This window comes from Helicobacter sp. 13S00482-2, assembly GCF_002272795.1.
Classification (GTDB): Bacteria; Campylobacterota; Campylobacteria; order Campylobacterales; family Helicobacteraceae; genus Helicobacter_J.
This window is the reverse complement of record NZ_MLAT01000008.1, coordinates 36,391-49,183: the sequence shown is the minus strand read 5'-3', so window position 1 is coordinate 49,183 and position 12,793 is coordinate 36,391. Positions and strand designations below refer to the sequence as shown.

Annotated in this window: 15 protein-coding genes; 14 read left to right on the top strand and 1 reads right to left on the bottom strand. The window is 34.2% G+C overall.

What is annotated here, in order from left to right; translation table 11 throughout:
- The first annotated feature begins 137 nt into the window (after positions 1-137).
- From BKH42_RS05280 to hemB, 13 genes are all read left to right on the top strand, one after another.
- Positions 138-1,016, top strand: a complete 879-nt coding sequence (locus BKH42_RS05280) for a DnaJ C-terminal domain-containing protein (RefSeq protein WP_095295583.1) — start codon at positions 138-140, stop codon at positions 1,014-1,016.
- 2 nt (positions 1,017-1,018) lie between these two features.
- Positions 1,019-1,381, top strand: coding sequence for a helix-turn-helix transcriptional regulator (locus tag BKH42_RS05275; RefSeq protein WP_095295582.1), 363 nt, complete (start codon positions 1,019-1,021; stop codon positions 1,379-1,381).
- A gap of 13 nt (positions 1,382-1,394) precedes the next feature.
- Positions 1,395-2,573: a replication-associated recombination protein A gene (locus tag BKH42_RS05270; protein ID WP_095295581.1), complete on the top strand. Its 1,179-nt coding sequence runs from the start codon at positions 1,395-1,397 to the stop codon at positions 2,571-2,573.
- A gap of 3 nt (positions 2,574-2,576) precedes the next feature.
- On the top strand, positions 2,577-3,497 hold the full coding sequence (locus BKH42_RS05265; protein WP_095295580.1) for a hypothetical protein: 921 nt from the start codon (positions 2,577-2,579) through the stop codon (positions 3,495-3,497).
- 66 nt (positions 3,498-3,563) lie between these two features.
- Positions 3,564-4,079 (top strand): 3-isopropylmalate dehydratase small subunit, encoded by a 516-nt coding sequence (locus tag BKH42_RS05260; RefSeq protein WP_095295579.1) that lies wholly within the window; start codon positions 3,564-3,566, stop codon positions 4,077-4,079.
- On the top strand, positions 4,076-5,149 hold the full coding sequence (gene leuB / locus BKH42_RS05255) for a 3-isopropylmalate dehydrogenase (RefSeq protein ID WP_095295578.1): 1,074 nt from the start codon (positions 4,076-4,078) through the stop codon (positions 5,147-5,149). The genes BKH42_RS05260 and leuB overlap by 4 nt, the downstream gene beginning before the upstream one ends.
- Positions 5,149-5,400 (top strand): tetratricopeptide repeat protein, encoded by a 252-nt coding sequence (locus tag BKH42_RS05250; protein WP_095295577.1) that lies wholly within the window; start codon positions 5,149-5,151, stop codon positions 5,398-5,400. Before leuB ends, BKH42_RS05250 begins: the two co-directional genes overlap by 1 nt.
- A complete protein-coding gene (locus BKH42_RS05245; protein WP_095295576.1) occupies positions 5,391-5,657 on the top strand; it encodes a hypothetical protein in 267 nt (88 codons plus the stop codon). The genes BKH42_RS05250 and BKH42_RS05245 overlap by 10 nt, the downstream gene beginning before the upstream one ends.
- 296 nt (positions 5,658-5,953) lie before the next feature.
- Positions 5,954-6,634 (top strand): response regulator transcription factor, encoded by a 681-nt coding sequence (locus BKH42_RS05240; protein WP_095295575.1) that lies wholly within the window; start codon positions 5,954-5,956, stop codon positions 6,632-6,634.
- A gap of 1 nt (position 6,635) precedes the next feature.
- Positions 6,636-7,892: an ArsS family sensor histidine kinase gene (locus BKH42_RS05235; protein ID WP_095295574.1), complete on the top strand. Its 1,257-nt coding sequence runs from the start codon at positions 6,636-6,638 to the stop codon at positions 7,890-7,892.
- Positions 7,893-7,954: 62 nt separating this feature from the next.
- Positions 7,955-9,358 carry an amidophosphoribosyltransferase gene (gene purF / locus BKH42_RS05230; protein ID WP_095295573.1) on the top strand — a complete coding sequence of 468 codons (1,404 nt, stop codon included), beginning with the start codon at positions 7,955-7,957 and terminating at the stop codon, positions 9,356-9,358.
- On the top strand, positions 9,355-10,320 hold the full coding sequence (locus BKH42_RS05225) for a TIGR01212 family radical SAM protein (protein ID WP_095295572.1): 966 nt from the start codon (positions 9,355-9,357) through the stop codon (positions 10,318-10,320). Before purF ends, BKH42_RS05225 begins: the two co-directional genes overlap by 4 nt.
- Positions 10,321-10,331: 11 nt before the next feature.
- The gene (gene hemB, locus BKH42_RS05220; protein ID WP_095295571.1) at positions 10,332-11,306 is read left to right on the top strand and encodes a porphobilinogen synthase; all 975 of its coding nucleotides are present in this window, start codon (positions 10,332-10,334) and stop codon (positions 11,304-11,306) included.
- Here the strand turns inward: hemB and BKH42_RS05215 are convergent.
- The gene (locus BKH42_RS05215; protein WP_095295570.1) at positions 11,303-11,929 is read right to left on the bottom strand and encodes a hypothetical protein; all 627 of its coding nucleotides are present in this window, start codon (positions 11,927-11,929) and stop codon (positions 11,303-11,305) included. The two genes, hemB and BKH42_RS05215, sit on opposite strands and share 4 nt — an antisense overlap.
- Positions 11,930-12,055: 126 nt before the next feature.
- On the opposite strand from BKH42_RS05215, the gene BKH42_RS05210 reads away from it, so the two are divergent.
- Positions 12,056-12,790, top strand: a complete 735-nt coding sequence (locus BKH42_RS05210) for a YebC/PmpR family DNA-binding transcriptional regulator (protein ID WP_095295569.1) — start codon at positions 12,056-12,058, stop codon at positions 12,788-12,790.
- Positions 12,791-12,793 lie beyond the last annotated feature (3 nt).

Here is a 12,793-nt window from a genome sequence, read left to right as displayed (position 1 = left end):
TTTAATTTGGCTTATTCTAGCAAAAATAGTTCCAAATAATTTTGATATAGTTTAAATGAATTAAAGTTGATTGACTTATACTAAACTTTTATGATACAATAGAACTTAAGATTTCAAGAAAGATTTTGGAGGATAAAATGAGTAAAAGTCTTTATGCAACACTTGGAGTAAGCGAAAATGCAAGTGCTGATGAGATTAAAAAATCCTATAGAAAATTAGCGAGAAAATATCATCCTGATATCAACAAGGAGAAAGAAGCTGAAGAAAAATTTAAGGAAATCAATGCTGCTTACGAAATTTTGAGTGATGAAAAAAAACGAGCTCAATACGATCAATTTGGAGACAATATATTTGGTGGGCAAAATTTTAGTGATTTTGCACGAAATCAAGGTAGTGAGGGTATCAATCTAGATGATATTCTTTCGCAAATCTTTGGAAGCTCTGGAGGATTTGGATCAGGGGCAAATAGCTTTGGTTTTGGAGGAGGTTTTGGATTTGAAACTGATTTGAATATTCAGGCAAATCTCACAATTCCTTTTTCTACAGCCGTGCTTGGTGGAAAACAACATATAAACATACAAAATGATAGTTTTGATATTAAAATTCCAGCAGGAATAGCAAATAATGAAACCATTCGCATAAAAGGGAAAGGGAAAAATGGAAGAAATGGTAGGGGAGATTTATTGCTAAAAATCTTTATTAGCGAGGATGATCAATATAAGAGAGAAAATGACAATCTTACAAAAACATTTGATTTGCCTTTAAAAACTGCATTATTTGGAGGAAAGATCACCATTCCCACGCTTTATAAAGAAGTGATTTTAAAGATCCCTGCAAACACAAAAAACTCTCAAAGATTTCGGATAAAAGAACTTGGGGTAAAAAATAGAAAATCTGGGCATATGGGAGATTTGTTCTTGAAAGCAAATATAGTTTTACCTCATACAGATTCTCTTTCTGATGAGCTCAAAAAAAATCTGCAAGAATATTTACCAGATGAAAATACAAAAGGATAACAATGTATAGCTATGATGAACCTGTCTATCTTATTAGTGTAGTGGCAAAGATTTTAGAAATCCATCCACAAACACTAAGGCAATACGAAAAAGAAGGACTTATAGAGCCAGGTAGAACCGATGGAAAGATGCGTCTTTATTCTCAAAGAGATATAGATAAAATCAAAACTATTTTAAGACTCACACGAGATATGGGTGTTAATCTTGCTGGGGTTGATATTATTTTAAGACTTAAAGAAAAATTAGACGAATTAGATAACATCAACGAAGAACTCCGTGATAATTTGCAAAAAAAGACTCAAAATTCAGGCACTAGAGTAAGTGTGAAGCAAAGTTCTTATGAATTGATTTTGTTTAAAAAATAAGTCAAGGTTATAATTGAGAAATTTAGCCAATCTTTTTCGTCCCAAAACCTTAGAAGATTTTGTTGGACAAGAGCATATTCTCGGAGACAAATCTCCTCTAAAACACGCTCTTTTATCAGGAAATTTTCCTCATTGTTTTTTTTATGGAACTCCTGGAAGTGGCAAAACAACGTTAGCAAGAGTCATTGCAAATAAGCTAGATAAGCCTTTTTTACAGCTCAATGCAACCGATTTTAAACTTGAAGAATTAAGATCTTCACTTAAACAATACAAAAATACACTTGTGAAACCTCTTGTATTTATTGATGAAGTTCATCGTCTCAATAAAGCACAACAGGAGTTTTTACTCCCCATTATGGAAAATCAAGAGGCTATTATAATGGGTGCGAGTACTGAAAATCCATACTATACTCTTACTAATGCGATAAGATCACGATCTTTATTGTTTGAATTTTTTCCACTAAATAAAACTCAACTCAATAGTATTCTTGAAAAAGTACTTCAGAGTTGTCCTCACATTATCACTCAGGAAGCCAAAGAATACTTAGTGAATTCTAGTGGTGGAGACGCAAGAGCGATGCTTAACCTATTGGATGTAGCGATGGAAGTGGAGGAAATAAATTTACAAACCTTAAAGATGCTTCGTCCTACTAGTCTAAAAGATGGTAGCAGCGAAGATGATACTCACTACAACCTCATCAGTGCAATGATAAAATCTATTCGTGGAAGCGATGAAAATGCCGCTATTTATTACCTTGCTAGACTTATTTGTGCAGGAGAAAATCCTGAATTTATAGCACGAAGGCTCGTAATTTTAGCTAGTGAAGACATCGGAAATGCAAACCCTAATGCACTCAATCTAGCTACATCTACAATGTTAGCAGTTTCCAAAATAGGCTATCCAGAATCAAGAATCATTCTCTCTGAATGTGTTATCTATCTCGCCTGTTCACCTAAATCAAATACCGCATATAATGCAATTAATGAAGCTATTAAGGCTATCAATGATGGAGAAATTTTATCTATTCCTAAAAATATCCTTCCTCATTCTAAAGATTACCTTTATCCTCATCAATATGGTGGCTGGATAAAACAAAAATACCTACAAAAACCACTAGAATTTGTTAGACATACCCAAAAAGGGTTTGAAAAAACACTATTTGAATGGATACAAAAGATCAAGGGCACGTAAATAATGTACTCAAAAAACCACTCTATTTATTTCGTTGCTTTAAATATATTTTTCTTGTATTTGTTTTTATCTATCCGACTTTATGCAAAAGATATCCCCGCCTTAGATGTCGATGCAAATAAAGATGGGTGGAATTTAGAGCTCAAAAAAATATCTTTGAATTTTACTTCAGCATCATTAAAAAATCAGACAATTTACAAAGATTTCTCAAACAATCGTATCAAAGGAGATTCTCAAATCGTTGGACAAGCATTTGGAAATTTCGAGGCCAACTATTACGCAAAGAATTTTGTCATCTTTAACTCACTCATTGCTGAATATGGGCGAAATATCATCTATCCACAAAATTCTGAAAAAATTGATAACAAAACTCTTGATAGAATATTGATAGGCACTGACTACACACAAAGAATTTGGAAAATTGAAAAAATTTTAGGAGGATTTGAGATTGGCCCTTATGTTCAACTAGGATATCAAACTGAATTTACCCCTCAAGCAGGTCTTGATAGAAGAAAGATTTTACGCTTCAACACTGGTTTTAAGATATTTGATGGACAATACATCAAAAATCTGCATTTAAATATTTTTGGAGAAGAAGATTTTACCTATAAAGCCCCCATAGAGAGTTTTGGTATTGAGACTGGTTTGAATGTAGAGCATAAAATTGAAGATAATATCACTTTTGAATATCAGTTTAATTTTCGTAGCTACCTACTCAACAACTATCCCGCTTCGCATAATCCAGAGTATGAGTTAGAGTTGAATGCAAAACTAGATACAAAAGTTTATAAAAATTTTTCAGTAGCCCCCTTTATTAGTTTTTATATGCTCAAGGGAAGGTATTTTAAAGAAGTTGGAACAAATGTGTTCATAGGTGTTTCAATCTCCTATAGTCAAATTTTCATTGATGCTAAACAAAAATAAAGTAGTTTTTAAATCAAACTTGCTAAAATGGAAAAATACGAAATCAAGCTATTTGGAGACCTAAAAATGAAAGATACAAGCAAGAATTTTGGCAAAGCCTGGAAGTTTGGCAAAAATATTGATACAGATATTATTATAGCCGCAAGATATCTCAATACAAGCGATGGCAAAGAGCTTGCAAAGCATATTATGGAGGATTCTAAAGGAGATTTTTACAATATGATTTCAAAAGGAGACTTTATTGTCGCAGATGAAAACTTTGGTTGTGGGAGTAGTAGAGAACACGCACCTTTAGCATTGAAGGAAGCAGGAATTTCTGCGGTTTTAGCCTCATCTTTTGCACGAATTTTTTACCGCAATGCCTTTAATACAGGTCTTTTAATTCTAGAGCTTGAAGGAAGTGATATTGATAAAATTTCAGAAGGCGATGAACTACAGGTTGATCTTGCGGCCAATATCGTCATTAACCACACTAAAAAAGAAAACTATAGTTATGCAAAAATCCCTCCTTTTATGCTTGAATTGCTCAATGCAGGAGGATTGATACCATATGCCCAAAAACAACTCAAGGAACAGATTTGAAACAATACAAAATAGCCCTTATAAAGGGGGATGGAATTGGACCTGAAGTCATTAATGAAGCTAAAAAAGTGCTTGAAACACTTACCGAAAAGCAAGATCTTTCATTTGAGTTCAATGAATATTTAATGGGTGGATGTGCTTATGAAAAATACCAAAATCCATTACCAGAAGAAACAATAGAAGGATGCTTAAAGGCGGATGCTGTTTTGTTTGGGGCTATTGGAGGAAACAAATGGGATAACCTCCCTAGAGAGCTTCGCCCTGAAAGCGGACTTTTAAAATTAAGAAAAAAACTTGAAGTATTTGCAAATATACGCCCTGCAATGGTTTTTGATGAACTTATAGAAGCAAGTACCCTTAAAAGCGAGGTGATTTCAGGGGTGGATTTGGTGGTTGTAAGAGAGCTCATCGGAGGAATTTATTTTGGAGAGCCTAAAGGAAGAGAAAAAGACAAAGCCTACAACACAATGATCTATACCGTAGATGAAATCAAGAGAATTGCCAAAGTTGGATTTGAACTAGCAAGAACTCGAAGAAAAAAATTATGCTCTGTGGATAAAGCGAATGTTTTAGATGTAAGTGCGCTATGGAGAGAGGTCGTCATTGAAGTTGCAAAAGAATATCCAGATGTTGAGCTAACCCATCAATATGTTGATAATGCAAGTATGCAACTTATTTTGAATCCAAAACAGTTTGATATTATTCTAACGAGTAATTTATTTGGCGATATACTCAGCGATGAAGCGAGTATGCTCACGGGCTCTATTGGCCTTTTGCCCTCTAGTAGCATAGGAGAGAAAGCTGCCCTATACGAACCCATTCACGGATCTGCCCCCGATATTGCTGGACTTGGGATTGCTAATCCAATAGCTACAATTTTGAGTGCCTCAATGATGTTAAAAAATACCCTCAAAGAAACATTAGCTGCTGATAAAATCCAAAAAGCTATCTCTAAAGTACTCAAAGAAGGCTACCGAACTAAAGATATTGCCTCTTTTGGTGCCAAAGAAATCTGTAGCACATCCAAAATGGGAACCTTAATTGCAGAATATGTAAAAAGGGAAGAATAATGAATTTTAGAACTATCACACTAGCAAGTATTTATGAACTTCAGGGGTTTAAAAATGAAGCTTTAGAAATCTACAAGGATATTCTCAAAAAAGATCCAAACAACAAAGAAGCTCAAGATGCCTACAATCGCTTGAGTGAAAAACCTAAAACATTTGAAGGAGTGAACCTAAAAGCCAAAGATTTTTTTATCAAAGCCTCCACGCACCAAGAATTGAAGACATTTGAAAGGTGGTTAATGCAATGGAATTAAAAGATATGATTCTTCAAACCCTTACTGAAATAGAAGAAAGTCCGATCAACACAGAACTTCAAAAATCTGAGGTCAAAAATGATGTCTGCATATCTGCAGAGGAGTCAAGCATTTTATATGCTTTACGTGAAAAGGCATTGGTCTTATTTGAAGGCTTGCAATCCACTCAAGATAAAGATCTAGAAGCAAAACTTGATTTGGTTGTGAATTATCTACAATATCAATTATCTATCATCGATCAAAAACTAGGAATTTAATTAGAAAATTATTTACTAAATCAGATTAAAATCACACTGCCTATCAAAAATGAAGGTAGATAACATGAGTTGTCTTTGAGCTGACAGGGAATCAAACCCAATCCCCTAATTCCTTGTTAGTTTGATTATTTTAAAACCCGATAAGGACACCATTTCATTACCCCCTCCCTAATGATGGTGGTCTTTATCTATAAGCTTATTTTTCTAATACGACTTTTCAAACTTCCAACGTTATTTATTTATCAAATTTAAGTATCATACTGCATTGAAATTAAATATTCCTCCAGAGGTTAAGTATGCTAGAAATACTAATGATAGAAGATGATATAGAGCTTGCAGAAATCTTGAGTGAATATCTCAAACAATACGACATTAATGTTACAAATTATGATGAACCATACACAGGTATGAGTGCGGTAGCAACACAGCATTACGACCTGTTGTTGCTGGATTTGACCTTGCCAAATTTAGATGGGCTTGAGGTGTGTAAGAGGGTAGCAAAACAAAAAAATATTCCCATTATAATATCCTCTGCTAGGAGCGATCTTGATGATAAAGTCAAAGCCCTTGAATATGGTGCAGATGATTATATTCCTAAGCCCTATGATCCCAAAGAACTCTTAGCAAGGATTCAGTCTCTTTTGAGACGCTACAACAAAAAGGGAGTCAAGGACGATCAAAAAAATAAAGATTTAACCTTTAGAATTGACAAAGATAGCAGGGAAGTTTATTTTAGAGAGAAGAAACTTGAACTCACTAGAGCAGAATACGAAATACTTACTTTATTGATAAGCAAAAAAGGGCATGTATTTTCTCGTGAAGCTATTGCTATAGAATCAGAATCTATCAACCCTGAGAGTTCTAACAAAAGTATTGATGTAATTATCGGTCGCTTGAGGGCAAAAATAGAAGAAGATCCAAAGAAACCTAAACATATCATTTCAGTTCGGGGCGTGGGTTACAAACTAGAATCTTAAGATGATAAAGAGTTCTATATTTTTCAAAATAACTATTTTGTTTCTTTTTGCTTTGTTTAGTTTTTTTGCCTTTTCATTTTATTTTGTAAAATCTCAAATTGATCGTGAAGAGCAAATATCTCAAATCAAGTATAGTCAATTCACTACAACCATAAACCAAATTATGGCAAACAATGGTAGTATTGAACTGATAGAGCGCTATCTTAAAGAACTTGGATTTGAAGTAACTTCTGAACCAGGCATCAAAAAAGCACTACTTAACTACAACAAACTTCCCACGAATTTTAATGGTGTGTTTGCCAAAACCATTAAATTAAATAATGAGGTTTTTATTCTTTTGGAAACTCACAACCAAGCAACACTGTATAAAGATACCTTTAGTGTATCCTATCACAGTTACTATCTGATTGCTTTTGCTGGAATGCTACTTATATTTTTGTTCATACTTGTTATCAAAAGTTTATTGCCTCTAAAAAGTTTGCGTAGGCAAATTCGCTACTTTTCAAATGGAAAACTCAACATTAATTGTAAAACAGACCAACAAGACGAAATTGGGGAACTTGCCAATGAATTTGATAATGCTATTAAAAAAATTGTAGCACTCAATGAATCTCGTACGCTTTTTTTAAGATCAATTATGCACGAACTCAAAACCCCCATCACAAAGGGTAGAATCATAGCTGAAATGGTAGAAAACCCTTTACAAAAGGAACGATTGACTTCCGCTTTTGGACGTCTAAACACTCTTATTAATCAGTTTGCAAAAATTGAACAACTCTCATCAAAAAGCTACAATCTAAATAAGAGAGAGTTTTTAGTAGATGAACTTATTGAATACACTAAAAAAATGTTACTTATTGATAAAATAAGTATTGATCCTATTGTCCTGCTATCTCCAAATGACCTCATCAAAGCAGATTTTGATCTCTTTGCAATGTCTGTAAAAAACCTCTTAGACAATGCAATAAAATATGGATCTGATGGAAAAGTAACGGTTACTACAGACAAATACAATCTCATCATTGCCAATAAAGGCGAACCCTTAAAAATGGATTTTAAAGAATATTTTAAACCTTACTTTAAGGATTTTTCAAAGAATTCTCACGGTTTTGGACTAGGTATGTATATCATTAAAAATACATTGGATGCACAAGGTTTTAATCTCTCCTATGAATACAAAGAAGACACAAACTATTTTATCATCAATGGATGTGTTGTTGAAAACTACTGTGTGATTCCAAAAAATACAAAAGCATAAGTAATTATGAATTTATTATCAACATTATGGAATAATACAAGACACACACTAAAGGGATAGCAATGAAAGAATGGAATGAAGAATGTGCGGTGGTTGGTGTATATAACGCTCATAATGCTTCTATGCTAAGCTATTACTCTCTCTTTTCTATGCAACACAGAGGACAAGAGGCCAGTGGCATTAGTGCGTCAAATGGGAAAAAAATCTCTACCTATAAAAACAATGGACTCGTAACCAAAGTCTTCAACAAAACAATACTTGAAAAACTCCAGGGAAAATCAAGCATTGGTCATAATCGCTACTCTACCGCTGGGGAAGATTCTATAAATGATTGTCAACCTATTTTTGCAAAATATGGACTAGGGGAAATAGCCATTGCACATAATGGAAACCTTACCAATGCCAAAGAGATAAGAAAATCTCTGATCTCAGAAGGGGCAATCTTCCAAAGTCACCTTGACACAGAAAATCTTGTCCATCTCATTGCTAGAAGTCAAAAAAATCATCTTGTTGATAGAATCAAAGATGCAATTGTAAAAATAAAGGGTGCTTATGCTTTGGTATTTCTATCACGGACAAAAATGTTTGTAGTTCGAGATAAATATGGACTAAGGCCTCTAAGTTTAGGGAAAGTCAAAAATTTTGATGGCACAATAGGCTATATTGTTGCTAGCGAAAGCTGTGCTTTTGATCTCATAGATGCTGAATACGTTAGGGATGTAGAACCTGGAGAGATGCTCGTTTTTGAAGGTGCTTATACTGATGGTAATGTCACAGTACAATCAATAAAAATCTTTCCTCCTACCCTTAGTCCGTGTGTATTTGAATACGTGTATTTTGCAAGACCTGATAGCAAGGTATTTGGTAAAAATGTCTATGAAATTCGCAAACAAATGGGTGTTGAACTTGCAAAAGAACATAAAATCCAAGCAGATATGGTTATACCCGTACCAGATAGTGGAGTTGCTGCAGCCATAGGGTATTGCAGAGAAAGCGGTATTCCATTTGAACTTGGAATCATTAGGAACCACTATGTAGGAAGAACTTTTATTGAGCCCACACAATCAATGCGTGAACTTAAAGTAAAACTAAAACTAAATCCGATAGCAGAACTTATAGCAGGAAAAGATCTTATAGTCATTGATGATTCTATTGTTAGGGGAACTACAAGCAAACAAATCATTAAGATTCTCAAACAAGCTGGAGCAAGAAAAATACATTTATTTATTAGCTCTCCACCAACCATTTCTCCTTGCTTTTATGGTGTGGATACGCCTGATAAATCACAACTTATCTGTGCAAATCATAGCCTTGAAGAAGTCAGAGATTTTATTGGTGCGGATTCACTTTTTTTCCTCTCTCTTGATGGATTAAAAAGAAGCATTCATTCTAAAAAAAATGAAGCATTCTGTCAGGCTTGTTTTGATGGTCATTATATTGAAGAACTTACAGGGAGAGAAGATTGAAAAAAATACTCACGATCGGGAGATATTTCAAGTCAAAATTTGGGCAAAGGGTGAGAAAAATTCCTATTTCTCTAGAAGGTTTTACTTGTCCAAATATCGATGGAACTCTAGCAAAAGGTGGTTGCATATATTGCAGAAATGAAAGTTTTTCTCCTTCTATTGTTAAAATTTCTTCGGATAAATCACCCATCACGATGAATTTTAAAATGGCAACCAACCCGCTTTTAGACAAACAGCTCACTCAACTAACAGAACAATTCAAATGGCACTCAGAATTCCATAAAGATAAATTTGAGATCAGAAAGTATCTTATTTATTTTCAGTCCTATACCAATACATATGCTCCTTTTGATACTCTCAAGCAACTATATGAAAGAGCACTTTCTTTTCCTAGTGTTGTAGGCATGAGTATTGGAACAAGAGTAGATTGCGTAGAGGATAAATTGCTTGACTTGCTTGCTGAATATGTAAAAAATGGTAAAGAGATATGGCTAGAGTATGGTATTCAATCTGTGTATGATGAAACTCTCAAAGCGACCAATAGAGGACATCTAACAGATGGGATGAAAGAGTTATTTATAAAAACAAGAGATCGTGGTATCAAGGTTTGTGCTCATCTCATATATGGACTTCCAAATGAAACTTCAGAAATGATGCTGCATTCTTTAAAAACCGTTTTAGAGTGGGGTATTGATGGCATAAAAATCCATCCCCTGTATGTAGTAGAAGATACCCATTTAGCCAAGATATACCAATCGGGAAAATATACACCTATTGAACTTGAACATTACGCTGATTTAATTGTGCATTCTTTGCAAATTATCCCTACAGATGTGGTTGTCCAAAGAATCAGTGCTGGAGCCCACGATGAAACGCTTATAGCCCCTAAGTGGTGTTTTGATAAAAACATTCAAATGAGATACCTCCGAGATAGGCTAAAAGCAGTGGGTATAGAATATTAAAGGAAGTTAAAATGTTTAGAAGATTAAGACGCTTGAGATTAAAAGAAGGATTAAGAGAGTTAATAAAAGAGAATAGACTTGATATAAGAGATTTTATCTATCCTCTTTTTGTGGTTGAAGGTGAAAAAATAAAAAATGAAATCTCTTCTATGCCAAATGTTTATCAAATGAGCTGTGATAACATTCTTGAAGAATGTGAAGAGTTGTTAAAACTAGGTATTTATCATATTCTTTTATTTGGAATTCCTAATCACAAAGACGCTTGCGGGAGTGAGGCTTTAAGCGATCAAGGTATTGTGGCAAAAACCATTCGTGCTATCAAGTCAAAATATGAACAAATGATTATCACAGCTGATTTATGTTTTTGCGAATATACAGATCACGGGCATTGTGGCATTATTGATCCTCATCTTAAGACGGTGGATAATGATGCTACGTTGGAAATTCTAGTTCAACAAGCCATAGTTCTTTGTAATAGTGGGGCTGACATCATTGCTCCAAGCACAATGATGGATGGAATGGTTCTTCATATCCGTGAAGGTCTAGATAAAACAGGATTTTCACATATTCCTATTATGAGCTATTCTACAAAGTTTGCAAGTGCTTATTATGGTCCTTTCAGAGATGTAGCACAATCTGCTCCAAGCTTTGGGGATAGAAAAAGCTATCAAGAAGATCCTGCCAACAGGAGAGAGGCTATTCTTGAAAGCTTGAATGATGAAGCTGAAGGAGCAGATATTTTAATGGTAAAACCCGCTTTGGCCTATCTGGATATTATTAGGGATGTAAGAGAAAGAACCCTCTTGCCTCTAGCTATTTATAATGTAAGCGGGGAATATGCCGTATTAAAAGCCGCACAAAAAGCAGGGGTTATTGACTATGAAAGAACAATGATAGAAACAATGCTCGCTTTTAAACGTGCGGGGGCAGATATCATCATCTCTTATCATACTAAAGAGGTTGCAAATTATCTCAATAGAAACTAAAGATTAAACAGATACATATAAGAAATTCCATAATAAATATTCTTGAAACGCCTCGTTACAAGAATATTTTTATACATATCGTTATTGTACCTACCCATTGAATAAACCGGAACTCCAGCATTTAACTCTAAACGGTGTTTAGAGTTGATAGTAATATTCAAGCCTAAAATCCCAAATATCTCATTAGCGATAATATATTCAGCAGATCTTTTGTAATAGGCATTAAAATAACTAGCTCCTACCACAAAGCCAAAGTTAAATTTTTCACTTTCATAATAATTGAATAAATACTGTACTCCAACCTGCGTCCCCACCCCCGAATACAAATCAAATGAATCAGATTTATTTAGTAATTTGATATTTGTATATCCTATCCCTAGAAATCCCAAAATAGCATTTCTTTTGGTCACAAAATACTCTATCCCTAACCTACCGCCTATATATCCTTCATAGCCATAACGTTTCGTATCTATCGTCTTTGTACCATCTGCATATTTTGAATCATAAATGCTATCTGTCCCTCTTGTGTCTATCCCTAACAACAAATTCATACTATTATCAGCCCCATATCCAGTGGAAATAGCAAAAAATACGACAAACAAAACTTGCTTGAATATCTTCATATGTTTCCTTAACTTTATATTGCTTTTATTATAACAAAAAGACCCACTATTAGATTAGAATTTTTAAAAGCAAAAATTAGATGTGCTTTTGAATTTGATATAATTAGCCAAAAAATAGGAGACTATATGGGAAGAGCGTTTGAATATCGTCGTGCAGCAAAAGAAAAACGGTGGGACAAAATGAGTAGGGTTTTTCCTAAACTTGCCAAAACAATCACCGTAGCAGCAAAAGAAGGTGGAAGCGATCCAGAGATGAATGCCAAGCTAAGAACTGCGATAATCAATGCCAAAGCTCAAAATATGCCAAAAGACAATATTGATGCTGCAATAAAAAGAGCTAGTGGCAAAGATGGCATATTCTCTGAAGTCACTTATGAGGGGAAGGCAAGTTATGGAGTATTGATCTTTATTGAATGTACAACCGATAACACAACCCGAACAATTGCCAATATTAAAAGCTATTTCAACAAAACTCCTGGTGCTAGCATATTGACTAATGGTTCTTTGGAATTCATGTTTTCGCGAAAAAGTGTATTTGAGTTTGATAAAAAAAGTATTGATAATCTCAAAATAGGATTGGAAGATTTAGAGCTAAGTTTGATAGATTACGGATTAGAAGAACTTGAAAGTATTCAAACAGATGAAGGTGAAATATTGATTGCTTATGCTGATTATGTAGATTTTGGGAGATTGAACGAAGGTTTTGAGCTTTTGAAAATCCCTATCAAAAAAGCTTCCTTAAAAAGAGTAGCAAATACTCCTATCAATCTTGATGCTGAACAATTAAGTGAAATTGAAAAACTACTTGATAAAATTGAAGAAGACGATGATGTCCAAGCTGTCTATACGAATATCAACTAAATA

What these genes read in the sequence shown, in the direction of transcription:
- BKH42_RS05280 (WP_095295583.1), top strand. Translation starts at nt 138, where the DNA reads ATGAGTAAAAGTCTTTATGCAACACTTGGAGTAAGCGAAAATGCAAGT.
- BKH42_RS05275 (WP_095295582.1), top strand. Translation starts at nt 1,019, where the DNA reads ATGTATAGCTATGATGAACCTGTCTATCTTATTAGTGTAGTGGCAAAG.
- BKH42_RS05265 (WP_095295580.1), top strand. Translation starts at nt 2,577, where the DNA reads ATGTACTCAAAAAACCACTCTATTTATTTCGTTGCTTTAAATATATTT.
- BKH42_RS05260 (WP_095295579.1), top strand. Translation starts at nt 3,564, where the DNA reads ATGAAAGATACAAGCAAGAATTTTGGCAAAGCCTGGAAGTTTGGCAAA.
- BKH42_RS05250 (WP_095295577.1), top strand. Translation starts at nt 5,149, where the DNA reads ATGAATTTTAGAACTATCACACTAGCAAGTATTTATGAACTTCAGGGG.
- BKH42_RS05245 (WP_095295576.1), top strand. Translation starts at nt 5,391, where the DNA reads ATGGAATTAAAAGATATGATTCTTCAAACCCTTACTGAAATAGAAGAA.
- BKH42_RS05240 (WP_095295575.1), top strand. Translation starts at nt 5,954, where the DNA reads ATGCTAGAAATACTAATGATAGAAGATGATATAGAGCTTGCAGAAATC.
- BKH42_RS05235 (WP_095295574.1), top strand. Translation starts at nt 6,636, where the DNA reads ATGATAAAGAGTTCTATATTTTTCAAAATAACTATTTTGTTTCTTTTT.
- purF (WP_095295573.1), top strand. Translation starts at nt 7,955, where the DNA reads ATGAAAGAATGGAATGAAGAATGTGCGGTGGTTGGTGTATATAACGCT.
- hemB (WP_095295571.1), top strand. Translation starts at nt 10,332, where the DNA reads ATGTTTAGAAGATTAAGACGCTTGAGATTAAAAGAAGGATTAAGAGAG.
- BKH42_RS05215 (WP_095295570.1), bottom strand. Translation starts at nt 11,929, where the DNA reads ATGAAGATATTCAAGCAAGTTTTGTTTGTCGTATTTTTTGCTATTTCC.
- BKH42_RS05210 (WP_095295569.1), top strand. Translation starts at nt 12,056, where the DNA reads ATGGGAAGAGCGTTTGAATATCGTCGTGCAGCAAAAGAAAAACGGTGG.